The sequence below is a fragment of the Glycomyces mayteni genome, from assembly GCF_042428885.1.
GTDB lineage: Bacteria > Actinomycetota > Actinomycetes > Mycobacteriales > Micromonosporaceae > Glycomyces > Glycomyces mayteni.
The window spans coordinates 847,666-872,609 of the sequence record NZ_JBHMBP010000001.1 but is presented as its reverse complement, the minus strand read 5'-3'; the positions used below and the strand labels follow the sequence as shown (position 1 = coordinate 872,609).

21 protein-coding genes and 1 pseudogene are annotated in these 24,944 nt (G+C 74.1%); 16 read left to right on the top strand and 6 right to left on the bottom strand.

The genetic code is table 11. The features are described from left to right. The first annotated feature begins 59 nt into the window (after nt 1-59). The 7 genes and pseudogenes from ACFFXY_RS04140 to ACFFXY_RS04110 all read left to right on the top strand — a co-directional run. Nucleotides 60-2,087 (top strand): PIG-L family deacetylase, encoded by a 2,028-nt coding sequence (locus ACFFXY_RS04140; protein ID WP_382346121.1) that lies wholly within the window; start codon nt 60-62, stop codon nt 2,085-2,087. Nucleotides 2,088-2,197: 110 nt separating this feature from the next. Beyond that, nucleotides 2,198-3,313, top strand: a complete 1,116-nt coding sequence (gene serC / locus ACFFXY_RS04135) for a phosphoserine transaminase (protein WP_382346119.1) — start codon at nt 2,198-2,200, stop codon at nt 3,311-3,313. A gap of 403 nt (nt 3,314-3,716) precedes the next feature. Then, complete coding sequence (locus ACFFXY_RS04130) at nt 3,717-4,625, top strand: fructosamine kinase family protein (RefSeq protein WP_382346117.1); 909 nt, start codon at nt 3,717-3,719, stop codon at nt 4,623-4,625. Between the two features lie 20 nt (nt 4,626-4,645). After that, nucleotides 4,646-5,692: a GTP 3',8-cyclase MoaA gene (moaA, locus tag ACFFXY_RS04125; protein ID WP_382346115.1), complete on the top strand. Its 1,047-nt coding sequence runs from the start codon at nt 4,646-4,648 to the stop codon at nt 5,690-5,692. 2 nt (nt 5,693-5,694) lie between these two features. Further along, nucleotides 5,695-5,934, top strand: a complete 240-nt coding sequence (locus ACFFXY_RS04120) for a MoaD/ThiS family protein (RefSeq protein ID WP_382346113.1) — start codon at nt 5,695-5,697, stop codon at nt 5,932-5,934. Nucleotides 5,935-6,231: 297 nt separating this feature from the next. Further along, nucleotides 6,232-7,428 (top strand): UvrD-helicase domain-containing protein, encoded by a 1,197-nt coding sequence (locus ACFFXY_RS04115; protein ID WP_382346111.1) that lies wholly within the window; start codon nt 6,232-6,234, stop codon nt 7,426-7,428. A gap of 77 nt (nt 7,429-7,505) precedes the next feature. Then, nucleotides 7,506-8,771, top strand: a pseudogene (locus ACFFXY_RS04110) (MinD/ParA family ATP-binding protein); the annotation flags it as partial. Here the strand turns inward: ACFFXY_RS04110 and ACFFXY_RS04105 are convergent. Beyond that, the gene (locus ACFFXY_RS04105) at nt 8,699-9,367 is read right to left on the bottom strand and encodes a TetR/AcrR family transcriptional regulator (protein ID WP_382346109.1); all 669 of its coding nucleotides are present in this window, start codon (nt 9,365-9,367) and stop codon (nt 8,699-8,701) included. The pseudogene ACFFXY_RS04110 and the gene ACFFXY_RS04105 sit on opposite strands and share 73 nt — an antisense overlap. Before the next feature lie 373 nt (nt 9,368-9,740). On the opposite strand from ACFFXY_RS04105, the gene ACFFXY_RS04100 reads away from it, so the two are divergent. The 5 genes from ACFFXY_RS04100 (at nt 9,741) to ACFFXY_RS04080 (ending at nt 15,546) form a co-directional block, all read left to right on the top strand. Beyond that, on the top strand, nt 9,741-11,021 hold the full coding sequence (locus ACFFXY_RS04100) for a prenyltransferase/squalene oxidase repeat-containing protein (protein ID WP_382346107.1): 1,281 nt from the start codon (nt 9,741-9,743) through the stop codon (nt 11,019-11,021). Nucleotides 11,022-11,323: 302 nt separating this feature from the next. Further along, entirely contained in the window at nt 11,324-11,839 is a 516-nt protein-coding gene (locus ACFFXY_RS04095; protein ID WP_382346105.1) for a hypothetical protein, read from the top strand. Nucleotides 11,840-11,841: 2 nt separating this feature from the next. After that, nucleotides 11,842-13,104, top strand: coding sequence for a CbiQ family ECF transporter T component (locus tag ACFFXY_RS04090; RefSeq protein ID WP_382346103.1), 1,263 nt, complete (start codon nt 11,842-11,844; stop codon nt 13,102-13,104). After that, nucleotides 13,101-14,768, top strand: a complete 1,668-nt coding sequence (locus ACFFXY_RS04085) for an ABC transporter ATP-binding protein (protein WP_382346101.1) — start codon at nt 13,101-13,103, stop codon at nt 14,766-14,768. The genes ACFFXY_RS04090 and ACFFXY_RS04085 overlap by 4 nt, the downstream gene beginning before the upstream one ends. A 73-nt stretch (nt 14,769-14,841) precedes the next feature. Next, nucleotides 14,842-15,546 (top strand): ECF transporter S component, encoded by a 705-nt coding sequence (locus ACFFXY_RS04080; RefSeq protein WP_382347382.1) that lies wholly within the window; start codon nt 14,842-14,844, stop codon nt 15,544-15,546. A 70-nt stretch (nt 15,547-15,616) separates the two neighbouring features. Here the strand turns inward: ACFFXY_RS04080 and ACFFXY_RS04075 are convergent, their stop codons facing one another. Then, nucleotides 15,617-16,264 carry a formylglycine-generating enzyme family protein gene (locus ACFFXY_RS04075; RefSeq protein ID WP_382347379.1) on the bottom strand — a complete coding sequence of 216 codons (648 nt, stop codon included), beginning with the start codon at nt 16,262-16,264 and terminating at the stop codon, nt 15,617-15,619. A 125-nt stretch (nt 16,265-16,389) separates the two neighbouring features. Here ACFFXY_RS04075 and ACFFXY_RS04070 point away from each other — a divergent pair, with 125 nt between their 5' ends. Beyond that, complete coding sequence (locus ACFFXY_RS04070) at nt 16,390-16,737, top strand: DoxX family protein (RefSeq protein WP_382346099.1); 348 nt, start codon at nt 16,390-16,392, stop codon at nt 16,735-16,737. 68 nt (nt 16,738-16,805) lie between these two features. Here the strand turns inward: ACFFXY_RS04070 and ACFFXY_RS04065 are convergent, their stop codons facing one another. From ACFFXY_RS04065 to ACFFXY_RS04050, 4 genes are all read right to left on the bottom strand, one after another. Beyond that, nucleotides 16,806-17,276, bottom strand: coding sequence for a carboxymuconolactone decarboxylase family protein (locus ACFFXY_RS04065; protein WP_382346097.1), 471 nt, complete (start codon nt 17,274-17,276; stop codon nt 16,806-16,808). A gap of 89 nt (nt 17,277-17,365) precedes the next feature. Then, complete coding sequence (locus ACFFXY_RS04060; protein ID WP_382346095.1) at nt 17,366-17,746, bottom strand: hypothetical protein; 381 nt, start codon at nt 17,744-17,746, stop codon at nt 17,366-17,368. Between the two features lie 94 nt (nt 17,747-17,840). Then, complete coding sequence (gene dnaE / locus ACFFXY_RS04055; protein WP_382346093.1) at nt 17,841-21,383, bottom strand: DNA polymerase III subunit alpha; 3,543 nt, start codon at nt 21,381-21,383, stop codon at nt 17,841-17,843. Nucleotides 21,384-21,532: 149 nt separating this feature from the next. After that, nucleotides 21,533-22,327, bottom strand: a complete 795-nt coding sequence (locus ACFFXY_RS04050; RefSeq protein WP_382346091.1) for a helix-turn-helix domain-containing protein — start codon at nt 22,325-22,327, stop codon at nt 21,533-21,535. 130 nt (nt 22,328-22,457) lie between these two features. On the opposite strand from ACFFXY_RS04050, the gene ACFFXY_RS04045 reads away from it, so the two are divergent. The 3 genes from ACFFXY_RS04045 to mobA all read left to right on the top strand — a co-directional run bounded on the left by ACFFXY_RS04045 (nt 22,458) and on the right by mobA (nt 24,770). After that, the gene (locus ACFFXY_RS04045) at nt 22,458-22,856 is read left to right on the top strand and encodes a hypothetical protein (protein ID WP_382346089.1); all 399 of its coding nucleotides are present in this window, start codon (nt 22,458-22,460) and stop codon (nt 22,854-22,856) included. A 160-nt stretch (nt 22,857-23,016) separates the two neighbouring features. After that, nucleotides 23,017-23,997, top strand: a complete 981-nt coding sequence (locus ACFFXY_RS04040) for a DUF4192 domain-containing protein (protein WP_382346087.1) — start codon at nt 23,017-23,019, stop codon at nt 23,995-23,997. A 158-nt stretch (nt 23,998-24,155) separates the two neighbouring features. Beyond that, nucleotides 24,156-24,770 (top strand): molybdenum cofactor guanylyltransferase, encoded by a 615-nt coding sequence (gene mobA / locus ACFFXY_RS04035; RefSeq protein ID WP_382346085.1) that lies wholly within the window; start codon nt 24,156-24,158, stop codon nt 24,768-24,770. Nucleotides 24,771-24,944 lie beyond the last annotated feature (174 nt).

Below are 24,944 nucleotides of genomic sequence, written 5' to 3'. Positions count from 1 at the left end.
GGTATGCGCGGTCGGGATAGGATCGTCCCCGAAACCCCACCACCCGAACGGGACGACCCATGCCCTCCCCCCGGACGCCGCACCTGCGCCGCCGCGACCTCCTGGTCGGCGGCCTCGCCGGACTGGCCGTGACCGCCGCGGCGGCCGAGAGCACCAGGTCCGTGTGGGACGCCGCCTCCGGCGCGCCCTTCCCCGAGCCGCCCCGCACCGGGCCCGTCCACCTGATGGTCGGCGCGCACCCCGACGACTGCCTGTACTTCGTGAACCCGCGCGTCGCCCGCGTCCTGGAGGACGGCGCGAACCTGTGCACCGTGGTCCTCACCGCGGGCGAGGCCGACGGGCGCAACACCTGGGACACGGCCGCGCCCGTCGACTACGCCGGGTACGCCGCCGCCCGCAACAACGGCCTGCGCCGCGCCTACGCGCTCATGGCCCTCGCCGACCCCGACGCCCCCTGGGACCGGACGCGCGCGACCCTCGGCTCGGGGCAGGACGTCGAGCTGTGCGTCCTGCGCGACCGGCCCGAAGTCCACCTCGTGTTCTGCTCCCTGTGGACGAACCTCGGCCGCGTCACCGGCGACTTCACGCGCCTCCTCGCCCTCTGGGAGGGCCGCCTCGACGCCTCCGCGGTCCTGCCGCCCTCCGGCTCGCCCCTCGACTCCGAGTCGACCGTGGACCGCGCCACGGTCCGCGCGAGCCTCGCCGAGCTCCTCGACCGGTACCGGCCCGTCGTCGTCAACACCCTCGACCCCGACCCGGACCCCGTCGTCGGCGAGCGGCTCGGCGCCGAGCAGACCGGCTACTCCGACCACATCGACCACACCGCCGCCGCCCTGTTCGCCTGGGAGGCCGCCCTCGCGGCGGGCGCGACCGCCGAGTCCTGGCGCGGCTACTACAACCGCCGCTGGCCAGGGAACCTCGGCCCCGCCGACCTCGACACGAAGGGCGCCGCACTCGACGTGTACGCGTGGGCCGACGGCGGCGACTGCGGTCACGACCCCGGCTGCGGCGACCGGCTCATCGTCGGCCCCGGCGCCGGGACCACCTACGGGCACGCCACCCACCCCAGGTACACGCAGGCGGTCGCCCCCCTCGCCACCGCCGAGGGCATCGCGCCCGCCGCCGTGCGCGGCGGCCGGGCCGCGGTCCTGCGCGACAGCGGCTGGGAGGACCTCGGCGGGCCAGCCCTGCTCCCGTCCCTCGCCGCCGCCGGGACCCGCCTGTACGGCGTGCACCCCGTGCTCACCGCGGACCCGGACGGGCACCGGCGGGACCTGTACTGTCTCGACCGGGACACCGGCGCATGGGAGGACCTCGGCAACCCCGCCGGGGCCGGCCCGGCCGCGCGCACCGTCGGGCAGCCCGCCGCCGCCGACGACGGCGCCACCGCCGTCGCGTGCCTGCGCCACCCCGACGGCGGCCTCGCCGTGCGCACCCGCACCGCCGGCGGCTGGAGCGAATGGGCCCGCCTCGAAGGACCCGCCGTCCACGAGGCCCCCGCCGCGGTCGGCGCCGCCGGGGCCTTCACCATCGTCGCCGCCACCCCCGACAACATCGCCGCTTGGGAAGGCGACGGCACCGCCTGGACCCACCGCAACCTCGACCTGCCCGGCGCCGACGGCGCCGCCCACATCCCCGCCGGGGCCGTCACCGCCGCCCAGGCCCCCGACGGGCGGATCGTCATCGCCTCCCGCGCCGCCGGGAGCAGCGACGTCGTCCTCCACCTCGGGCGGGGCGACGCGTGGACGGGCGTGCGCGTCCCCCTCGAAGGCGGCATCCTCTCCCCGGCCCTCGCCCTCGGCCCCGACGGGGCGCTCGCCGTCGTGTGCGACGACGGCAGCGGCGCCCCCGCGGTCCTCGTCCTCGACCTCGCCGACCTGGAGGCCTCCGGTTCCGGCGCAGGGGACGCCGCGCTGCTGTCGCGGCCGTGGACCCGCGGCGACGTCACCGTCCTCAAGCGCCCCGCGGCCGCGTTCGGCTCCGACGGGTCGCTGCGCCTGTGGGCGCTCGCCGCCGACGGTGAGCTGTGGACGGCGCAGGCCGGGCCCGGCGCGCCGCCGCCCGTCGGGTGGGAGCCCGCCGCCTGACCTGCCGGTCCGTCCGTCCCAGCCAGCGGCCGGGCCGGGCCCGCGCGATCACGCCCCGCAGGCCCGGGTTTACAGTGAGGCCCAGGACCGACCCAGATGGGAGCCTTACCGTGACCGACCAGATCACCATCCCCGCAGAGCTGCTGCCCGCCGACGGGCGCTTCGGATCCGGACCCTCCAAGGTCCCGTCCGAGGCCATGAGCGCGCTGTCGGGTCTCGGCAGGTCCGTCATGGGCACCTCCCACCGCCAGAAGGCCGTCAAGTCGCAGGTCGGGCGCCTGCGCGCCGGGCTCGCCGAGTTCTTCGGCCTCCCCGACGGGTACGAGGTCGTCCTCGGCGTCGGCGGCGCGACCGCGTTCTGGGAGGTCGCCGTGTTCGGCCTCGTCGACGACCGCGCCCAGGCCGCGACCTTCGGCGAGTTCGGCGCCAAGTTCGCCAAGGCCGTCAAGATCGCCCCGCACCTCGGCGACCCGACGATCGTCACCGCCGAGCCCGGCACCGCCGCCTACCTCTCGTACGAGGAGGGCGTCGACGTCTACGCGACCCCGCACAACGAGACCTCCACCGGCGTGGCCGTGGACGTCAAGCGCGTCGCGCACGAGGGCGCGCTCATGCTCCACGACGCGACCTCCGCCGCCGCGGGCCTGCCGGTCGACCTCACCGAGACCGACTGCTACTACTTCGCGCCGCAGAAGGGCCTCGCCTCGGACGGCGGCCTGTGGATCGCGATCCTCAGCCCCGCCGCGATCGAGCGCGCCGAGCGCATCGCCGCGTCCGGCCGGTACATCCCCGCGTTCCTCGACCTGAAGACCGCGATCGACAACTCCCGCAAGGAGCAGACCTACAACACGCCGGCCGTGGCCACCGTGGTGCTCGCCGCCGAGCAGGTCGACGCGCTCAACGCCGCGGGCGGACTCGACGCCGCCGCCAAGCGCTGCGCCGAATCGGCCGGGGCGATCTACTCCTGGGCCGACGCGAGCACGTTCGCCACTCCGTTCGTGACCGACCCCTCCCTTCGCTCCAACGTGGTCGCCACGGTCGACTTCGACGGCGTCGACGCCGCTGAGATCGCGAAGGTGCTGCGCGCCAACGGGATCGTCGACACCGAGCCGTACCGCAAGCTCGGCCGCAACCAGCTCCGCATCGCCACCTACCCCGCGGTGGACCCGGCGGACACCGCCAAGCTCACCGAGGCGATCGACTACGTGGCGGCGAAACTCGGCTAGAGCGGCTCCGCTGCTCTCGACCCGCATCCGTTCTCGGCCGGTCGGGCGGCCCGGCACCCGCATGCCGGGCCGTCCGACCGACTCGACCGTACCCGCGGCCACCGACATTGCCTCTGAACTGGACGTTCACCAGAGGACACAGGATCTCGACACCGGCCGGACCGCTCCGCGGTCCGGCCCGGTCCCGTTCCGGGCGTTCGCGACCGGCGGGCAGGCGCTCCGGAGCGCGGACGCCGGACGCCGGACGCCGGACGCCGGACGCCGGACGCCGGACGCCGGACGCCGGACGCCGGACGCCTTCAAGCGTCGCCGCAGCGGGACGGGGCGCCAGGCCCCGCGGTCGCGGGCGGGGACATGGCCTTTCGCCGCGCTGGAGCGCCCCGGCTTCGGTTACATTGAACCCGTGAGAGAAGCCCCCGACCGCCGCGACCTTCGGCTGCTGCCGCAGCTCATCGAGCACCAGCGGGTCCGCACGACCCCGGTGAAGGCCAACGACTTCTCGATGCCCCTCGAAACCCCGAGCGCCGGGTCGGCCTCCGCGCAGCGGCTCACCTTCGACGACGGCTCCCACCTGTTCGCGAAGTTCGCCGAGGGCCGCGCCCCCGGCTACCTCGCCGCCGAGGCCAACGGCCTCCGCTGGCTCGGCGAGGCCACCGAAGCGGTCGTCCCGGTCCTGCACGCCGACGACGCGATGCTCGTCGAACCGTGGATCGAACCCGCCGCCCCCGACCCCGGGCACGCCGCCGCGCTCGGCCGCGACCTCGCGCGGATGCACGCGGCGGGCGCCGACCGATTCGGCGCGCCCTGGCGCGGCTACATCGGCGAGACCTTCATGGACAACGAGCCGGCCGAAGGGACCTGGGCGCAGTGGTACGCCGCCCGGCGGATCGCCCCGTACCTGAAGCCCTCCCGCGACAACGGCGCCCTCGACGCCGCCGACGTCGAGGCGGTCGAACGGCTCGCGTCCCGGCTCGACGGCCTCGCCGGGCCCGAGGAGCCGCCCGCGCGCGTCCACGGCGACCTGTGGTGGGGCAACGTCCTCTGGGGCGCCGAACGCGCCTGGCTCATCGACCCCGCCGCGCACGGCGGCCACCGCGAGACCGACCTCGCGAACCTGCGCCTGTGGGGTGGGACGCCGCTGCTCGACACCGTGATCGCCGCGTACGCCGAGGCCGCGCCGCTCGCCGACGGCTGGGAGGAGCGGACCCCGCTGCACCAGCTCTTCCCGCTCCTGGTCCACACCACGCTCTTCGGCCGCGCCTACCGCTCCCAACTCATGGGACTCGTGTCTCACTTTACGAAACTGTCATAGTGGGGGACTACGCTCGAACCATGCCTGCACCGATCCCCGCACCCGGCTCCCCGGAGCCCGCGAGCACCCAGGGCCCCGGCGCCCTGCGGGACCGGCACGGGCGCGTCGCCACCGACCTGCGCGTGTCCCTCACCGACCGCTGCAACCTGCGCTGCGCCTACTGCATGCCCGAAGCCGGACTCCCCTGGCTGCCGAAGCCCACGCTCCTCACCGACGACGAGGTGTCGCGGCTCGTGCGCATCGCCGTCCTCGACCTCGGCGTGCGCGAAGTGCGCTTCACCGGCGGCGAACCGCTCCTGCGACCGGGCCTGCCCGGCATCGTGCGCGACGCCGCCGCCCTGGAGCCGCGACCCGAGACCTCCTTGACCACCAACGCGATCGGGCTCGACAAGCTCGCGCCGACACTGGCCGCCGCCGGGCTCGACCGCGTCAACGTCTCGCTCGACACGCTCGACCGCGACACGTTCAAGGCCCTCGCCAAGCGCGACCGCCTCGACGCGACCCTCGCGGGGATCGCGGGCGCGGCCGCCGCCGGGCTCGCGCCCGTCAAGATCAACACCGTGCTCATGCGCGGCGTCAACGACACCGAGGCGCCCGCGCTCCTGCGGTTCGCCCTCGAACACGGCTACGAGCTGCGGTTCATCGAGCAGATGCCCCTCGACGCGGCGGGCGTGTGGCGCCGCGACGAGATGGTCACCGCCGCCGAGATCCTCGACGCCCTGCGCGCCGAGTTCGACCTCGTCCCGGACCCCGCGCACCGCGGGTCGGCCCCGGCCGAGACGTGGCTGGTCGACGGCGGGCCGGCGAAAGTGGGCGTCATCGGCTCGGTGACGCGGCCGTTCTGCGGCGACTGCGACCGCACCCGCCTGACCGCCGACGGGCAGGTCCGCAACTGCCTGTTCGCGCGCGGCGAGACGGACCTGCGCGGGCTCCTGCGCGAGGGCGCAGGCGACGCGGAGATCGCCGCGCGGTGGCGGGAGGCCATGTGGGGCAAGCTGCCCGGGCACGGCATCGACGACCCGTCGTTCCTCCAGCCGTCCCGGCCCATGTCGGCGATCGGGGGCTGAGGGTGGTCACTGTGCGGTACTTCGCGGGCGCGAAGGCGGCCGCGGGGCGCGGCGAGGAGCAGGTCAGCGCCGCCGACGTCGCGGAGCTGAAGACGGTCCTGGAGGACCGGCACGGGCCGGTGCTCGGGAAGGTCCTGTCGGCGTCGACGCTCCTGGTGGACGGGCTGGCCGCGCGGGACCCGGGGACGGTGCTGCCCGCGGGGGTCACGGTCGAGGTGCTGCCGCCGTTCGCGGGCGGGTGAGGCGGGCCGGCGCGGGGGCCGTGCCGCCGCGCGAAACGTGAAAGCGGATTTTCCGGATTTGTCCCGCGCGGCGCCCCCTATCCATGACCGTACGCCTCGGGTCCGACACGGTGCGCGTTCGCAGGTGCGGCGCAGCCGCTGCCCGGCCTCGGCCTGGTCGCGGGCCGGTTGCGTGTCGAGGGCGGCGTGGTTGGCGGCGGGGCCGGGGCGTGATGCGGGGTGTTGCGGGGGTGCGGGTTCGGGGCGGGGTCGGGAGCCGCTGGCTCGGGGGCGGTGCGGATCTGCGAGGATGCATGTGTGCGCCGTCCTGATGAACGAAAGCAGCCGCAGGTGGCGTCCCCGCTGTTCGAGCTCTCGGCCGACATGCGGACCACCGGCGAGCGGCGGCGCCGCTCGCACCGGCCCCATTCGCGGTACGTCCGCGAGTCCGTGCCGATGCCGGAGCCGGCGTTGACGACGCGGACGCCCGACCCGTGGCTGGAGTCCGCCCCGCTGCTCACCGGCATGGACGAAGTGGGGGCGGGCCTGCTCGACTCCCTCGACGCGATGCAGCGCGTGGCCGCGGCCGCCGGGCGCGGACCGCTGCTCATCAACGCCTCGCCCGGGACCGGGAAGACCCACCTGCTCATCCGCCGCACCGCGTACCTGGTGCAGGAGCTCGGCGTGCCCGCCAGGCAGTGCCTGGTGCTGGCCGCCTCGAAGGCGGGCGCGGCGCGCATCCGGCGGGAGCTGGCGACGCTGCTGGGGCGCGAGGCCGCGGCGATCACCGTCGCGGAGTTCGACGACTTCGCCGCCGCGTCCCCGCCGGAACTGGGGCACCTCTTCATCGACGACCTGCCGCGGATGCCGATGCGGCTGTTCCGGCAGCTCACCGAGCACCGCGGGCCCGAGGCGGACGTGACCGCCACCGGCGACCCCGACTCGGCGCTGTGCGCGGGCGAGCCCGCCGCGTTCGCGGCGTTCGGGGAGCAGTTCCCGCAGGCGCACGTGATGCGCCTGTCACGCAACCACCGCAGCCCCGCCGCGGTCCTCGTGGCCGCCTCGCAGGTGGTCGAGCCGATCAGCCGCGTCCCGGGCCGCCTCGTGCAGCCCGAGCGACCGGCCCTGGAGGGCTCGGGGATCGGCCGGTACTTCGCGGTCGACGCCGACGACGAGAAGCGGTTCGTGGAGGCCCTGACCGACCGGCTCGCCGAGCTCGGGGTGGAGCGCGACGAGCTCGCGGTCATCGGACCCGACGGCCTGTCGGTCGCCGAGGCGGCCGACGGCGAGTACCGCGTGGTGTGCCTCACGGGCGTGACCGCCGAGGACTGGCCGAACACGGCCGCCGCCCGCCGCGAGCTGTACGTGGCGCTCGGGCGGACCCGCGACCTCGCCTACGTCTCCCACACCGGTGCGGGCTCGCCCCTCCTGGCCGATGTGGACCAGGGGCTCTTCAGTCCATTCGGGATGGTCCCGCAACCGCACTCGGGTCCTGAGCAGCCCCGACTGCTGTAGCACGCGCGATCCGACCACGTGGAGTTCCCACGCGGACACGAACGGATGGGACACAATAGGCGGGTAACCGCCGTCTCACGCTGGGAGTCCCGATGGAGCACACCGAAGAGGACACCGTTCCTCTGCACCGGCCGGATGCTCCCGCCTGGTCCCCGTTCGCCCCGCCGGAGGTGAACGCGCAGTACGCGGCCGGCCCGGAGGCCGTCCACAACCCGCGCACCGCCGACCACGTGCCGAGCGCGCCCCCGCCCCCCGCGATGCCGATGCCCGCGGAGGCCCCGAACGGGCAGCACCCGGCGCCCGCGGCCGACGGCTGGCCCGCCGCACCGCCCGCGCAGGGCGCGCCGCACACCGTGTCGCCGCACGTCCCGGTGCCCGTGTTCCCCGACCACGCCGGTGCGCTGGAGCGCGTCGGCGTCACCGCCGACGACTTCGCGTCCAGGCGGGTCGTGCCGCCGCGCGCGCCGGTCGCCGAGACGGGCCTGCGCGGGGCGCTGCACCGGCTGAGCTTCGGGGCCGTGGCGCTGCCGCCGGGGCCGCGCGAGCGCGCCCGCCAGCGCGCCGTGGAGACCGTGCGCCGCAACTTCGGGGGCCTGCGCCAGATCACCGTCGTGAACCCGAAGGGCGGCGCGGGGAAGACCGTCGCGGTCCTCATGCTCGCGAGCGCGTTCGGGCGCCACCGGGGCGGGTACGTGCTCGCGTGGGACAACAACGAGACGCAGGGGACGCTGGGCATGCGCGCCCAGCAGGACTTCCATGTGCGCACCGTGCGGGACCTGCTGCGGGACCTCGACCACTTCAAGGGCCCGACGGGTCGGATCGGCGACCTGTCGCAGTACGTGCGGGCGCAGGGCGGCGCGATGTTCGACGTGCTCGCCTCCGACGAGTCGGCGACGGCCGGGGAGATGCTCACGGCGCAGTCGTTCGGGGACCTGCGGGAGGCGGTGTCGCGGTTCTACAAGCTCATCGTCGTGGACACGGGGAACAACGTGCGGGCCCAGAACTGGCAGGCGGCGATCGACGCGACCGACCAGCTGGTGGTGACGATGTCGGCGCGCAACGACTCGGCGGAGACGGCCGCGCGGATGCTCGACCACCTGGAGCAGACGGGCCGGCGGGACCTGGTGCGCGGCGCGGTGTCGGTGGTGTCGATGCCGGCCCACCGCAAGGACGTGGACCTGCCCGCGGTGCAGCGGCATTTCGCGGCCCGGACGCGGGCGGTGCTGCTGGCGCCGTACGAGAAGCTGCTGGACTCGGGAGAGCCGATCCGCTACGACTCGTTGAGCAAGGCGTCGTCGGCGGCCTGGCTGCGGATCGGCGCGGCGGTGGCCGAGGGCCTGTAGGAGGCCAGGAGGTCGACGAGGCCCGCGGCGGCGTCGGCGAGGCGGGAGTCGTCCTCGTCGGCGTGGCCGGTGACGAGCGCGCCCTGGACGAACACGAGGGCGGTGCGGGCGAGGCGGCCGGGGTCGGCAGCGGGGTCGAGTTCGCCGCGCTCGACGGCGCGGGCGAGGATCGCGGCGAGGTCGCGTTCGAGGTCGGTCCAGGCGTCCTGGACGCGGCGCATGGTGGCGGGGTCGTCGGCGAGCTCGACGGCCGCGCGGACGATGAAGCCGCCCTCCTTGGAGTGGCGGACGACGACGTCGAGCAAATCGCCCACGGCGCGCAGCGCTTCCCCACCGGCGGCGTCCTCCTCGGTGCCGCGGCCGGTGGCGCGTCGGGCTATCGCGCGCAGCTCCGGTTCGGTGTCGTCCCTATATCGTTGCAGCGCTGTGATGTAGAGCTGGTGCTTGGACCCGAACGCGGCGTAGAGCCCGGCGCGGTTCATGCCGGTGGCGGCGACCAGGTCCGACATGGAGGTCGCGGAGAACCCCCTGTCCAGGAAGACCCGTGTCGCAGCGCGAAGGACTCTGTCCAAATCGGCGTTCTTATTTCTGCTCACGTTGAGCACCGTATCGACACCCGGTGCTACGGGTCAATAACCGCAAGGCGGGAGTTGACTCACGAGGCGCGAGTGAACGGTCGCACTGCGGAGGCGTCCGGCTTGACACCCCCGGGGGCACCGGCGAGAATGAGCGCAAACTGAACAGGCGTCTGGCGGGGGAAGTCCGGTGAAAGGCCGGCGCTGACCCGCAACGGTAGTCGCGGTCGCCCCATGGCGACAACCTGGCACCTCTCTGTTCCTGCCCGGTCCACCCGCGTGAGCCCGAATGCCCGCCGCGCCCAACGGAAATGTCAACGCCTGTCGTGGTCTACAGGCGCTTGCGGCGCAGCCGCCTGCCCGAAGACCCACTCGCTCTAGGAAAGGTCAGGCAATGCGCCACCTTGCCGGCCGCGTGCTCATCGCAGCGGCCCTGCCCGTCACCCTGCTCGCGGCCTCGCCCGCGCACGCCCAGTCGTCCGAGCCGTTCGCCGAGCCCGCAGCGGCGGCCGCGTCGTGGCTGGCCGCCCAGTCCGACGGGACCGCCTGGAACCAGGACCCGGCGACGACGCTCGACGCGGTGATCGGCCTCCAGGCCGCCCGCGTGGGCGCCGACCAGGTCCGGACGGCGCTCGAATGGCTCAACGACTCCGCGGTCCTGGACCCGTACGTGAACACGGACGCCGCGGGCGGGGCCGGGTTCAACGCCGGGTCGGCCGGGAAGGTCATGTACGTCGTGGCGACCGCCGGGGGCGACCCGACGGACTTCGGCGGGATCAAGCTCGCCGAGCAGGTCGCCGCGTCGCAGGCCGCGAACGGCACGTACGGCGACGGCACCGCCCTGTCGACCTCGTGGGCGGTCCTGGGGCTCTCGCGCACCGACACGGCCGCGGGCGAGACGGCCGCGGCCGGCCTCGCCGCGGTCCAGTGCCCCGACGGCGGGTTCAGCTACAGCGATGTCGACGGCGGCGACGACTGCGTGTCGGACGCGGACACCACCGGTCTCGCGATTCCGGCGCTCGTGAGCCTCGGCGACCCGGCTTCGGCGTCCCTGGAGTCGGCCGTGACCTGGCTGGAGGGCGCGCAGGCCGAGGACGGCGGGTTCGACGCCGGGTTCGGCGAGAACGCGAACACGACCGCGGTCGCGGCGCAGGCGTTCCTCGCGGCGGGCCGCGCGGACGCGGCCGAGCGGGCCGTGGCGTTCCTGCTGACGCTCCAGTTCGGCTGCGACGGCGCCGCCCCGGGCGCGTTCATGTACACGAACCCCGAGGACGCGGACTTCGGCGAGGCGACGCGCCTGCTGGCGACCGCGCAGGCGATCGTCCCGGTCTCGGGCCAGGACCTCGCGACGCTCGACGCCTCCGGTTCGGCCGCCGACGTGCCCGCCGTGGACTGCGCTTCGGCGGACGCGGGCGACGCGACCACCGCTGCGGGTGACGACGAGGAATCCGGTTCGGCTTCTTGGCTGCCTTGGGCGATCATCGCCGCGGTGGTCGTCATCGCCGCGCTGATCGTGGTGTTCGCGCTGCGTTCGCGCCGCAACGGCGGCTCCGGCGATGCGGCTGCCGCTCCCGCGGCGCCGAAGGCCGACGACGCCGCCTCCGGCGAATCCGCTTCGGACGAGGCGGCGGGCGAGGAGCCGGGCGACGACTCCGGCGAGGGCAAGGACAAGTAGTCCTCCCCGTGTCCCGACACGAACGACGCGCAGCCAGCGCCCGCCTGACCGGCGGGCGCTGGCTGCGCGCTGTCACGCCGCGCCGTTTTCGGCTCCGGCTGTTGTCGTACCTGTCGGGCACCCTGGTGACCGGGGGTGCTCGGAACGGGGATCGCCGGGGCTCTCGTGCGCCTGCGAACCGGCGCGTGCCGGGCGGTGCCGGGATTGCGGCGGGAAGCGGCTTGTCCGCGGCCCGGCGATTGCGGCTGCTGCGCCTTGGTGCTGCCGGGTTCGGGGCAGTGCTGTTCGGCGCCGTTGCCGCCGTGGGGGTTCCCGCTGCCGGTGCCGGGGCGCAGGAGGTGTGCGGCGGGGTCGTGGTCGTGGTCGACTTCGGGGAACTGGACGGGCTGGAGACCGGGTGCGCGGCCGATCCGGCGGACGGGCTCGACGCGCTCGCGCAGGCCGGGTTCGCGGTCACCGAGGTCGCGGCGATCCGCGGCATGGTGTGCAGCATCGACGCGCTCCCCGCGACCGACTGCGGCGCTTCGCCTCCCGCGGACGCGTACTGGTCGTACTGGCACGCGAACGCCGGGGACGAGGAGTGGACGTACTCGATGGTCGGCGGCGCCGACGCGACGCCGGACGCGGGGGACTTCGAGGGCTGGGCGTTCGGCGACGGCTCCGCGCCGCCCGCGGTCGCGCCCCCCGACGCCGCGGCCGACTCCCCTGAGACGGAGTCGGATTCGGGCGGGTCGTCGTACACGTGGGTCGTCGCCGTGGCCGCGCTCGCCGTGATCGGCGCGCTGGTCGCCTGGCGGCTCCGGCAGCGGCGCGCCTGACCGTGCCGACCGACCTCGGCCCGATGCGCCGCCGCACCGCCCACCCCGTCGCGTGGTGGGCGTGGGCGCTGCTGCTCGCGACCGCGGCCGGGCGCACCGCGAACCCGTGGCTGCTGCTGCTCATCGCCGCCGTCGCGGGTCTGGTCGTGGCGTTCTGCCGCGGGGACGAGCCCTGGTCGGGCGCCTACCGGGTGTTCCTCTACATCGGGTTGAGCGCGGTCGCGGTCCGGATGGCGTTCTATGTGGTCTTCGGCGGCTCGGACGGGCCGACGGTGCTGTTCGCGCTGCCGTCGGTGACGCTGCCGCAGTGGGCGGCCGGGTTCCGGCTCGGCGGGAACGTGACCGCGGAGGGCGCGCTCGCGGCGCTCTACGACGGGATGCGGCTCGCGGTGCTCCTGGTGTGCGTGGGCGCGGCGAACGCGCTCGCGAGTCCGCGGCGGCTCCTGCGGTCCGTGCCGGCCGCGCTGTACGAGGTGAGCGTCGCGGTCGTCGTCGCGTTGTCGGTGGCCCCGCAACTGGTGGCCTCGGTCGGGCGGGTGCGGCGGGCGAGGGCTTTGCGCGGCAACACGGGCCGCAGCCCCGCGAACCTCATGCGCACCGTCGTCGCGCCCGTGCTGCACGAGGCGCTCGACCGGTCGCTGCACCTCGCCGCGGCCATGGCCTCGCGCGGGTACGGGCGCGCCGCCGGCGTCCCGGCGCAGGCCCGGCGGGCGACCGGGACGGCGCTGCTGGTCGGGCTCCTCGGCCTGTGCGCGGGCGCCTATGCGCTGCTGGGGAACGCGACTCCCGCGCCGCTCGCGTGGGGCGTGCTCGCGGCCGGTGCGGCCGCGGCGGTGTTCGGGATCGCGTTCGCGTCGCGGCGCGTGCCGCACACCAGGTACCGGCCGGACCGGTTCGGCCCCAAGGACTGGGCGGTCGCCGCCTCGGGCGCGGCCGCCGTCGCCGGGTCAGTGGCGAGCCTCGCCCTCGAACCGGCGGCCCTGTGGCCCGCGACCGCGCCGCTCCACATGCCCCCGCTGCCCCTGTACGCCGCGGCCGGGGTCCTCCTCGCCGCCGCCCCAGCGCTCCTCGTCCCCTCCGCTCCCGAGGCCGCCGCACGACGGCGCACCGGCTCGGACCCGCAGCCCGCGGCCCCGGCCGGAAGCGGCGCCACGGCCCCGGAGGGCGGCCCGCACCCCGCTGCGGCAACCGGCACCGACACACCGCGAGGCGGCCGCCGCTCCGCCGCGGGCACCGACACCTCGGCAACGGAAGGCACCCGATGACCGTCGACGCCATCGTGTTCGAGCACGTCACCTTCGCCTACGGGGCGACCGCGCCCGGTGCGGACGGGGCGGCCCCGGCCGGGGCTCCCGTGCTCGACGACGTGTCGTTCGCGCTGCCCGAGGGCGAGTTCTGCCTGCTGGTCGGCCCGACGGGCGCGGGGAAGTCCACGCTCCTCAAGGCCGTCAACGGGCTCGTCCCCCGGTTCAGCGGCGGCGACATGCGCGGGCGCATCGCCGTCGCCGGGCGCGAGGTGCGCACGGCCACCCCCGCGGACCTCGCCGACGTCGTCGGGTACGTCGGGCAGGACCCGCTCGCGGGGTTCGTCACCGACGAGGTCGAGCTCGAACTCGCCTACACCGCCGAGCAGCTCGGCATCGCACCCGCGGCGATGCGCAAGCGCGTCACCGAGATCGTCGACCTGCTGGGCCTCGCCGACGTGCGGGACCGCGCGCTCGCACAGCTGTCGTCGGGTCAGCGCCAGCGGGTCGCCATCGGCGCGGCCCTGGTCGCGGGCCCCGCCGCGCTCGTCCTCGACGAGCCGACCTCGGCGCTCGACCCGGCCGCGGCCGACGAGGTGCTGTCAGTGCTGCACCGGCTCGTCCACGACCTCGGGGTGACGGTGCTGCTGGCGGAGCACCGGCTCGAACGCGTCGTCCAATATGCAGACTCTGCCCTCCTTCTCGACGGCGGCCGTGTCACCGCCGGTCCGCTCGGCGAGGTCCTCGCCTACTCGCCGGTCGCTCCCCCGGTGGTCGGCCTCGGGCGCCTCGCCGGGTGGCCCGGCCCGCCGGTGACGATCCGCGAGGCCCGGCGCCACGCCGCCGGACTCCGCGAGACCCTCACCGACCGTGCCCGAACCGTAGCGCGGCCCACCGACACTCCCGTCCCGTCCGGCCCGCCCGAACCGCCGCTGCTGGAGGCCCACGGCGTCACCGTCGACTACCCGGGCGTGCGCGCGGTCGCCGGGATCGACCTCGCCGCGCGCCGCGGCGAGCGCATCGCCCTCATGGGCCGCAACGGGTCCGGGAAGTCCAGCCTCATGTGGGCCCTCCAGGGCACCGGGAGGCGCTCGGGCGGGACCGTGGCCGTCGCGGGCGCCGACCCGGCGTCGCGCAAGCCCGGGGAGCGGCGCCGCCTCGCCGGGCTCGTGCCCGCCGAAGCCGCCGACCTGCTGTACGCAGAGTCCTGCGCCGCCGAATGCGCCGGAGCGGACGCGGACGGGGGCGCCCCCAAGGGCACGTGCGCGAAGATCCTCGACGACCTCGTCGACGGCGCCGACCCCGCGGCCCACCCGCGGGACCTGTCCGAGGGGCAGCGCCTCGCGCTCGCCCTGGCCGTGACCCTCACGGCCGCACCGCCGCTGCTGCTCCTCGACGAGCCGACCCGCGGCCTCGACTACCCGGGGAAGGCCGCGCTCGCCGCCCGCCTGAAGGCCCTCGCGCAGGCCGGGCACTGCGTCGTCGTGTCCACGCACGACGTCGAGTTCTGCGCCGAGTTCGCCTCCCGCGTCGTGGTCCTCTCCGACGGCGAGGTCGTCGCCGACGGCCCGGCCCGGCAGATCACGGCCGCCTCGCCGATGTTCGCGCCGCAGGTGGAGAAGATCCTGCCCGGCTGGCAGACCGTCGCTGAGGTCGCCGCGGCCCTGGGGCGCGGCGGTGAGTGAGCTCCCGCGCCCGGCCGTCCACCGGCGGGCGGCGGTGGCGCTGGCGCTCGCGGCCGGGTTCGGCCTCGTCGCGATGTCGTGGCCGCTGCTGGCCGCGCCGGGCGGGGCGCTGACCGAGACCACTTCGGGCCCTTGGCTGTTCGCGCTGCTGCTGCCGTTGGTGACGGCGACGGTGGTGGTGCAGCTCGCGGACGGCGGCCTGGACGCGCGGGCGGTGGCGCTGCTGGGGGTGCTGTCGGCGGTGGTCGCGGCGGTGCGCCCGTTCGGGGCGGGGGCGGCCGGGGTGGAGACGGTGTTCTTCCTGATCGTGCTGGCGGGCAGGGTGTTCGGGGCGGGGTTCGGGTTCCTGTTGGGCTGCACGGGCCTGTTCGCGTCGGCGCTGCTCACGGGCGGGGTGGGGCCGTGGATGCCGTATCAGATGTTCGCGGCGGCGTTCGTGGGCCTGGGCGCGGGGCTGCTGCCGCGTACCCCGGACACGCGGGCGGGCCGGGCCGGGGAGGTCGCGCTGCTCGTCGGCTACGGCGTCGTCGCCTCGCTCGCCTACGGGCTGTTGATGAACCTGTCGTTCTGGCCGTTCGCGATCACGCAGGGGGAGCTGGCGTACGTGCCGGGCGGCGGGCTCGGCGAGAACCTGCCGCGCCTCCTCGCGTACTCGCTGGCGACGTCCCTGGGCTGGGACGTGGGCCGGGCGGTCACGACGGCGGTGCTGCTGGTCCTGACGGGCCCGCTGCTGCTGCGGGTGCTGCGCCGGGCCGCGCGCCGCGCGAACTGGTCGTAGCCCCTCACCCGTCCAGGGTCGCGACGAGGCCGCGGCGATCTCGGCGGGCCCGGTCCGGCGCCCCGGGCCTTCAAGCGTTCCGTGCGGGGCGGAAGCCGAGGTCGTCGATGCGCAGGACGGGCATGGTGCGGCGGCGGACCCCGGCCCGGCAGGACCAGTGCTCGTCGAACCAGCCGCCGCCCTTGATGACCCGGTAGTCGCGGTAGACCTCCCGGTCGTACACGTCGAAGCACCACTCCCAGGCGTTGCCGAGCATGTCGTACAGGCCCCACGGGTTCGGTTCGCGCCCGGCGACCTCGTGGAGGCGCTCCCCGGAGTTGCCGCGGTGCCAGGCGATCGCGTCGAGGTCGCCGTAGCGGGGGCCGGCGGTCCCGGCGCGGCAGGCGTGCTCCCATTCGGCCTCGGTGGGCAGCCGGTAGCCGTCCGCGGCCCGGTCCCACACCACGTCGTCGCTCTCGCCGGTGTCCGTGCCCGCGTAGGCGGGCCGCAGCCCTTCGCGCACCGACACGGCGTTGCACCAGCGGACGGCGTCGAGCCAGGACACCTCCACCGCCGGGAGGTCCCCGGCGCCGTCCCCGGCGGTGCCGCCGAGGACTTCGGCGTACAGGGCGCGCGTGACGGGCACGGCGCCCAGGAGGAACGGCGCGACCTCGGCGGTCCAGGAGCGCTCGGTCCGCCGGTCGTGGAGGGTCGCGGTCCCGGCCCCGATCGGTCGCATCTGCGGTGTCACCGCCGAATACTAGAACCCCCCACCGACAGGTGATGCCGGTCACTGCCGGTCACGTCGGGGCGGCGCGCCGGTTCACACGGGCAACAGCGTCCAACGAGAACCGGAGCAGTCCGATGAGCATCGCCTTCTACACCGTCACCGTCGCCGCGGCCCTCTGGACCGGGTTCTCGGCCTACTCGATCTGGGCGAAGGCCCCGTACGTGGTCGAGCCGCTCCGCCACTACGGCGTCCCGCAGTCGTGGTGGTTCCGGCTGGGCCTCGCGAAGGCCGCGGGCGCGCTCGGACTCCTGGCGGGCCTGGTCGTCCCGTGGATCGGCATCGCCGCCGGGGCCGGCCTGGTCCTGTACTTCCTCGGCGCGGTCGTCACCGTCCTGCGGGCCCGCTCGTACCAGACCCTCGTGGCCCCGCTCATGTACCTGGTCCCGGCCGCCGCCGCCCTCACCCTGGGCGTGCTCGTCTGAGCCTCGGCCCCAAGGAGAAGGGCCCGCGCGGTGCGCGGGCCCTTCCTCCTGTCTCCTTGCGGTCCTTGCTAGCGCTGCCACTGCTCGGCGAAGGACACGCCGACCTTGGGGCTGCCGATGAGCGCGAGCGGCATGAAGAACCCGATCTGCCCGAGCACCCCGATGAGGACGACGATCTGCTCCTCGGTGAGGTGCTTGCGGGCCTCGTCGACGACCTCGTCGGAGACGCGCTCGCCGGTCGGGTTCGGGGTGTGGACGGCCTCGGCGAGGGCCAGCGCGGCCCGTTCGGCGTCGGTGAACAGCGGCGAGGTGCGCCAGGTGGCGACGGCCCCGAGCCGCTCGGGGGTGTCGTCGGCGGCTTCGAGCTGCCGGGACGTGAAGTAGCTGGAGCCGAGGAGCTGGCCGACGCGCAGGTGCACGAGGGACGCGGTCGTGGCCGGGAGGACGCCGTCGGCGTTCACCTTGTTGACGGCCGCGGCGATCTCGCCCACGACGGGCAGGTACTGGGCGGGGTTCTCGATGCGGGGCAGGACGGTCATGGCGGTGTTCCCTTCTCGGTGGATCGTTCTGCCTCCATGACGGATGCCGGGACGCCGATGTGACCGCGCCCGGTGCGATGCGCGTCACATCAGGGTCGGAGGAGCCAGCGCCAGCGCGGCAGCTCCGCGACCAGGGACGCGGCCGTCAAGGCGCTCAGGGCGGCCGCGGCCCACAGGGGCCAGGCGATCCAGGCGCAGGCGACGCCCGCGGCCATGGTCGCGGCGAGGATGAGGACGGTGGCCCAGCCGGGGACGGGGACGGCGGCGGAGGGCTTGTCGCCGGGGGTGGCGAGCACGGCGGGGACCGCGATGGCGACGAGGACCGCGCCGATGCCGAGGGCGAGGTGGACCTGCCCGGCGGCGGTGCCGAGCGCGGCCCACGCGGCGATCTCGGTGAGGAACCGGAGGGCGGCGGCGGGGCGGCGCTTCGGGGAGGCCGCGCCGAGGTCGTGTACGGGCGTGGTGGTCACGCACCGATGATCCTCCGCCTCGGCGGGGCCCGCGAACGCGGACGGGCCCGCCTCCCGGCGGGCCCGTCCGTACTGCGCTGCTACCCCGTGCCTCCTACCCCATGAGGGCCCCGGCGCCGAGGAGCGCCTTCAGGTCCGCGGACAGCTCCACGGAGGGCCGCACCCGCCACGCGTCGCCGAGGGCGAGGAGGGTCGTCTTGGGGCCGTTGGCGATCTGGACGCGGACCTGCGCCTCGCCGCGGTGGGTCTTGAACGTGTCGGAGAGCTTCTCGATGAGGTCGGGGTTCACCGACGCGGCGCGCAGCGCGAGCGTGATCGGCGCCGAGTTCGACTCGGGCCCCGAGGTCGTGTCGAGGACGGCGAGGTCCTGCGCGATGAGCTGCGCGGTCCCGTCCCGGCGGTCGAGCTTGCCCTTGACGCAGCACACGAGGTCGTCGGCGAGCGACTCCGACACCAGCTCGTACGTGTTGGGGAAGAACCGCACCTCGATCGAGCCGGCGAGGTCCTCCAGGGTCGCCGACGCCCACAGTTTGCCCTGCTTGGTGACCCGCTTGGCGACGTTCTGGAGGATCCCGGCGACGCGCACGTTCGCGCCGTCGGGGACGTCCTCGCCGTGCAGGGCCGCGATCGGCCGGTCCGCGTTCGAGGACAGGAGCCGCTCGAACCCGTTGAGCGGGTGGTCGGAGACGTACAGGCCGAGCATCTCCCGCTCGAACCCGAGCTTGTCGCGCCGGTCCCACTCGTCGTCGGCGATGGTCAGGTCCACGCCGAGCGTGTCGGTGGTCTCCTCCATCATGCCGCCGAACAGGTCGAACTGGCCGCGCGCCTCCTCCTTCTTGATCGACACCATCGCGTCGATGGCCTTCTCGTGGACCTCCGCGAGGCCCCGCCGGGCGTGCCCGAGGGAGTCGAACGCGCCCGCCTTGATGAGCGACTCGACGGTCCGCTTGTTGCACACCGGCGCCGGGACCTTCTGGAGGAAGTCCTTGAAGTCCGCGTACGCGCCCTTCTCCTCGCGGGCCTCGATGATCCCGGCGACGACGTTCGCGCCGACGTTGCGGACCGCGCCGAGCCCGTACCTGATGTCCTTGCCGACCGGGTGGAACATGTGCCGCGACTCGTTCACGTCCGGCGGCATCACCGTGATGCCCATGCGCCGGCACTCCGACAGGTACACGGCGGCCTTGTCCTTCGAGTCGCCCACGGAGGTGAGCAGCGCCGCCATGTACTCGGCCGGGTAGTTCGCCTTCAGGTACGCCGTCCAGTACCCGACGAGCGCGTAGCCCGCGGCGTGCGACTTGTTGAACGCGTACCCGGCGAACGGGAGCATGATGTCCCACAGGGTCTTGATCGAGTCCTTGGAGTACCCGTTGCCCTGCATGCCCGCCTCGAACGCCGCGAACTGCTTCTCCAGGACGTCGAGCTTCTTCTTGCCCATGGCCTTGCGGAGCACGTCCGCCTGGCCCATCGTGAACCCGGCGAGCTTCTGCGCGATGCGCATGATCTGCTCCTGGTAGACGATGAGGCCGTACGTCTCGGCGAGGATCTCCTCCAGGGCCTCCGCGAGCTCGGGGTGCAGCGGCGTGACGTCCTGGCGCTTGTTCTTGCGGTCGGCGTAGTTGTTGTGCGAGTTCGCGGCCATCGGGCCCGGCCGGTACAGGGCGTTCACCGCGATGATGTCGTTGAACTCGGTGGGCTGCATGCGCTTGAGGAGCTCGCGCATGGCGCCGCCGTCGAGCTGGAACACCCCGAGGCTGTCGCCGCGCGCCAGCAGCTCGTACGCCTTCGGGTCGTCCGTGGCGAGCGTGTCCAGGTCCAGCTCGATGCCCCGGTTGAGCTTGATCGCCTCGATCGCGTCCCCGATGACCGTGAGGTTCCGCAGCCCCAGGAAGTCCATCTTCAGCAGGCCGATGTCCTCGCACGAGGGGTAGTCCCACCCGGTGATGATCGACCCGTCCGGCCTGGCCCACATGGGGATGCAGTCCACGAGCGGCTGCGACGACAGGATGACCGCGCACGCGTGGACGCCGGCGTTGCGGATCAGCCCCTCCAGGCCCAGCGCCGTGTCGAAGATCGTGCGGACCTCGCCGTCGGACTCGATGAGCGACCGGACCTCCTGGGCCTCCTTGTACCGCTCGTGCCCCGGGTCCATGATCCCCGACAGCGGGATGTCAGTGGCGGCCACCGGCGGCGGCAGGGCCTTGGTGATCCGCTCGGCGATCGAGAACCCCGGCTGCCCGTGGTGGACGCGCGCCGAGTCCTTGATCGCGGCCTTGGTCTTGATCGTGCCGAACGTGATGACCTGGGCGACGAACTCCTTCCCGTACTTCTCCGTCGCGTACGTGATCATCTCGCCGCGCCGCCGGTCGTCGAAGTCGATGTCGATGTCGGGCATGGACACGCGCTCGGGGTTGAGGAACCGCTCGAACAGCAGCCCGTGCTCGATCGGGTCGATGTTCGTGATCTTCATCGCGTACGCGACCAGCGAACCGGCCGCGGACCCGCGGCCCGGCCCCACGTAGATCCCGATCGACCGGGCGTGGGAGATGAGGTCGGCGACGACCAGGAAGTACGACGGGTAGCCCGCGTTGATGATGACGTCCAGTTCGAGCTCGGCCCGCTCCAGGTAGTCCGCGGGCACCTCACGGCCCGGGAACCGCTCCGCCAGGCCCGTCCGCACCTGCTCCCGCAGCCACGTCCCCTGGTCGTGCCCCTCCGGCACGCCGATCACCGGCATCCGGTCCTGCACGGCGAACACGTCGTCGTACGACTCGACCATCTCGGCCACCAGCAGCGTGTTCGCGCAGCCCTCCTGCCACAGGTCGTCGGTCTTGATCCCGTACATCTGCTCGGCCGAGCGCAGGAAGTAGCCCTCGCCGTCGAACTTGAACCGCTTCGGGTCGTCGAGCGTCGTCCCCGACTGGACGCACAGCAGCGCCGCGTGCGTCGACTTCTGGTCCTCGGTCACGAAGTGCGAGTCGTTGGTGACCAGCGGCCGCAGCTTCATCTTCTGCGCCATCTCGTACAGCTCGTTCTTCACGCGCATGTCGATCTGGTTGTCGTGGTCCATGATCTCCAGGAAGAAGTTCTCCTCCCCGAAGATGTCCCGGTAGTCCGAGGCCGCCTGGTACGCCGCCTCGTGCTGCCCCAGCCGGAACCTGGTCTGCACCTCCCCCGAGGGGCACCCGGTGGTCGCCACGATCCCCTCGGCGTGCTGCGCGATGAGCTCGCGGTCCATGCGCGGCTTGTAGTAGTAGCCCTCGAACGACGCGACACTGGAGAGCTTGAACAGGTTCCGCAGGCCCGTCGAGTTCTTCGCGACCATCGTCATGTGCGTGTACGAGCCGCCGCCGGAGAGGTCGTCGCCGCGCTGGCTCGGCTCGCCCCAGAAGACGGGCTTCTTGTGGAACCGGTCCTGCGGCGCGATGTACGCCTCGATGCCGAGGATCGGCTTGATCCCGGTCTTCTTCGCCTCCTGGTAGAACGCGAACCCGCCGTACATGTTGCCGTGGTCGGTCATGGCGATCGCGGGCTGCCCGAGCCGCTGCGCCTCCGCGAACAGGGGTTTGAGCTTCGCCGCTCCGTCGAGCATCGAGTACTCGGTGTGCACGTGCAGGTGGACGTACTGGTTCGACACGCTTGACTCCCGCTTTGACCTGTGGTTTTGTCCTCGCTGGGCCCCCGGCCGCGCCCCCGCGGACGGCCCGCTCCAGACCCTCTAGCCTAGCCCCCCGCCGGGCCCGCCCGCGCGGCCTCCGCGACCCCGGAGGGCTCCGCCACGGCCCCTCACGCGCCCTTGGCGAACGCCTCCCGCGTCGCCTCGTCGAGGGGGAAGAACAGCTCCACGGCGAGCTCCGACACCGTCACGTCCCGCGGCGCGCCGAACGTCGCGATCGTCGTGAACATCGACAGCTCGCCCCGCGACGACCCCACCCGCAGCGGCAGCGCGATCGGATGCGGCGCCGCACTGTCGTCCCACTCGCCGTCGTCCGCCCCCGGCCCGTACCCGCCGACCTCCTCGATGAGCGCGGCCACCGCCGGGTGCTCGTCCACCGCGTACTGCTCCCGCAGCCGGTCGAGGAAGTACCGCTGCACCTCCCGGAAGTTCCGCAGCCGCGGCGCCATCCCGCCAGGGTGCAGCGCCACGCGCGCGAGGTTCACCCGCCCCGACAGCAGCGCCTGGTCGACGCCCTCCATGAGCACGGCCGCGCCCCCGTTGAAGTCGAGGAGGTTCCCGAACCGGTCCACCACCACCGCCGGGAGCGGGTCGTGGTGCTCGAGGATCAGCGCCACCGCCCGCCGGGCGACCGCGAGCCGCTCGTCCCAGTAGTCCGTCTCGTCCCACGCGGGTGCGAACCCCGCGGCCACCAGCAGCGCGTTCCGCTCCCGCAGCGGCACACCGAGGTCCTCGGCCAGGCGCAGCACCATGCGGCGGCTGGGCTCGGCCCGGCCGGTCTCGATGCGCGACAGGTGCCTCGCGGACACGCCGGTGCGCACCGACAGCTCGAACTGGCTGAGGCGGCGCCGCTCGCGCCACTGCCGCAGCAGCGCGCCGAACGCGGGAAGGGTCTGGACGGTCACGGCGCAACCGTAGCCGCGCCCGCGCCGCCCGGCCATGACCTCCGAGGTCATTGCGGACCGGACCCGCCCGGCCCACCATGGTCGGCATGCGGCGGCACCCGAGCCCCGCCCCGACCCCCTGGAGGAACCCATGACGACGACCGCCCCCGCCACCGCCGAGGCCCGCCTCCGCACCCTCCTCCGCCAGGACGCCGCCGCCTGCGCGGCCTTCGGCCTCCTCATGACCGCCGGGTTCGCCCTGGTCGACCCGCTCCTGGGCCTCGGCCCGGCCTGGGCGGTCCCGCTCGGCGTGTACCTCCTCGGCTGCGCGGTCGCGCTCGCACTGGTCGCCGGGTATCCGGTCCTGGTGCGCGGCCAGGTGATCGGCGTGGTCGTGAACAACGCCGTCGCCGCGGCCGCGCTGGCGGCGCTGCCGTTCACGGGCCTGGTGGACCTGACGGTCGCGGGCGTCGTGGTGATGCTCGGCGGGGCGGCGCTGGTGGTGCTGTTCGCGGTGCTCGAAGCCGCGGGAGCGAAGCGCCTCGCCTAACCGGTCAGCAGGGGCGGCGCGAAAGCGCCGCCCCACGCGGCTACCACGACATCCAGAAACACGCCAAACAATCCACAACCACTTTCTGAGCCGTAAAAAGTTATCCACAGCCCGAAAAAGAATTCTTGCCAGTAGTCGGCACCTGACGGACAGTTGACCGATGAGCACGACACAGGCGCGAATCAGCATCACAGGCCCCACCGACCTCCTGACGACAGTCCCGCTCCTCCTCGGATTCCACCCGGAGCACAGCCTCGTGGCGGTGGGCCTCATCGACCGGAGGCTCCAGTGCACCTTCCGGGTGGACCTCCCCGGCTCGGCCGACCACATGGAGCACCTGATCGACCTGACGGCGCAGCTGAGCCTCAACAACTGCAACGAATCCGTGGTGATCGCCTACGGCGACAAGGAGGTCGCCGAGGCCTCGATCGCCCGCGCGGCGCTCCGCTTCGACCACGCGGGCATCCCGCCGCTCGACGAGCTCCGGGTCACCGAGGGCCGCTGGTTCAGCCTGACCTGCGACAAGCCCTGCTGCCCGGCCGAGGGCACACCGGTCCCGGAGTCCACTCCGGCGTCCTGCGAGGTCGCGGTCGCGGGCTGCTACGCCGCGGCCGACCGCGCCGCGATCGCCGAGCAGCTCGCCCCGGCCCCGCCGGGCCGCCGCGCCGCAGTCGAGCGGGCGGTGGCGCAGACGCTCGCCGCCGAAGCGGACCTCGACTGGGCGGCCCAGCGCTCCCGCGACCTCCACGCGATCGACCACTGGCTGAGCACGCGGGCCCTGCCCGGCCCCGAGGACATCGCCTCGATCGGCCTCGCCCTCGGCGACTTGGACATCCGCGACTACGCACTGCGCCGCATCAGCGGCGGCGGCCTCGACGGCAACCGGATCGACCTGTGGCTGTGGGTCGCCCGCCACATGGCCGACGACCTCCTCGCCCCGGCCGCGACGGTCGCGGGCTACGCGGCCTACCGCTTCGGCAACGGCGTCCTCGCCCTCGAAGCGTTCGAGACGGCTCTGAAGGCGAGCCCGCACTACCGGCTCGCCCAGATGCTCATGGCCGCCCTCCAGGCGGGCTACCCGCCGAGCGCCATCGGCCGCATCGGCACCGGCGACATCGAAGCCGCAGAGAAAGACGACTGACCCGGGCCTCCCCCCGAATCCCGCACGAACCCGACCGACGCACATGAGAGGAAAGGCATGCCGACACCGAAGTCCGCACCGCGGATCGCGAGAACACGCGCCCGAACGGCGTCGTCCACCGACCACCGCGCCACGGCCCTGATGGCTAGTCTGGGGGCATGGGTGAACTCCCGAGCGATTTCGCCGCGATCCTCCTGGTCGGCGGCAAGGCCCGGCGATTCGCCGGATGCGCGAAGAGCGAACTGGTCGTCGACGGTGCGACGATCCTCGAACGGATGCTGGCGGCCTGCGCCGGGGCGGCCGCCCGGGTGGTGGTGGGCGCGCGGCCCGCCGACGCCGCGCCCCTCCCCGAAGGGGTGGTCGAGGTCCTGGAGGACCCGCCGGGTTCGGGCCCGGCGAGGTCGGTCCGGACCGGCCTGGAGCAGGTCCCCGACCACTGCACGCGGGTGGCGGTCCTCCCCGGGGACCTCCCGTTCCTGACGCCGGAGGCGCTGCGCCTCCTCCTCGGCACGGCGGACGCGGCGGGCCCGGAGACCGGAGCGGTCTTCTGCGACAACGCGGGACGCAGGCAGTGGCTGTGCGGCGTATGGCCCGCGGCGCGGCTCCGCCGCAACGCGGTCGGGGTCGAACCGGGAGCCCCCGCGAGGTTCCTGTTCACCGGGATCGACATCGAGACCGTGGTCTGGGAGGACGCCAGTCCGCCCCCGTGGTTCGACTGCGACACCCCGGAAGACCTCGACCAGGCCCGATCCTGGGCCGCGGACCTGAAATAGCGGCACCGACCACGACCGAGGCCCCCGCGGCGACCGGCACCCCCGGCCCCGCAAGCCCCGGCCGGACATCGGCCCACCGCACGGGCGGTCAACGACGACCGCCGGCCGCCGCCAAGGCGACGGCCACCGACACCATGCAGGCAAACGACATCGGGCGGGCGGGGTGGGGGCGGG

What these genes read in the sequence shown, in the direction of transcription:
- ACFFXY_RS04140 (WP_382346121.1), top strand. Translation starts at nt 60, where the DNA reads ATGCCCTCCCCCCGGACGCCGCACCTGCGCCGCCGCGACCTCCTGGTC.
- moaA (WP_382346115.1), top strand. Translation starts at nt 4,646, where the DNA reads ATGCCTGCACCGATCCCCGCACCCGGCTCCCCGGAGCCCGCGAGCACC.
- ACFFXY_RS04100 (WP_382346107.1), top strand. Translation starts at nt 9,741, where the DNA reads ATGCGCCACCTTGCCGGCCGCGTGCTCATCGCAGCGGCCCTGCCCGTC.
- ACFFXY_RS04085 (WP_382346101.1), top strand. Translation starts at nt 13,101, where the DNA reads ATGACCGTCGACGCCATCGTGTTCGAGCACGTCACCTTCGCCTACGGG.
- ACFFXY_RS04080 (WP_382347382.1), top strand. Translation starts at nt 14,842, where the DNA reads ATGTCGTGGCCGCTGCTGGCCGCGCCGGGCGGGGCGCTGACCGAGACC.
- ACFFXY_RS04075 (WP_382347379.1), bottom strand. Translation starts at nt 16,264, where the DNA reads ATGCGACCGATCGGGGCCGGGACCGCGACCCTCCACGACCGGCGGACC.
- ACFFXY_RS04070 (WP_382346099.1), top strand. Translation starts at nt 16,390, where the DNA reads ATGAGCATCGCCTTCTACACCGTCACCGTCGCCGCGGCCCTCTGGACC.
- ACFFXY_RS04065 (WP_382346097.1), bottom strand. Translation starts at nt 17,276, where the DNA reads ATGACCGTCCTGCCCCGCATCGAGAACCCCGCCCAGTACCTGCCCGTC.
- ACFFXY_RS04045 (WP_382346089.1), top strand. Translation starts at nt 22,458, where the DNA reads ATGACGACGACCGCCCCCGCCACCGCCGAGGCCCGCCTCCGCACCCTC.
- ACFFXY_RS04040 (WP_382346087.1), top strand. Translation starts at nt 23,017, where the DNA reads ATGAGCACGACACAGGCGCGAATCAGCATCACAGGCCCCACCGACCTC.
- mobA (WP_382346085.1), top strand. Translation starts at nt 24,156, where the DNA reads ATGGGTGAACTCCCGAGCGATTTCGCCGCGATCCTCCTGGTCGGCGGC.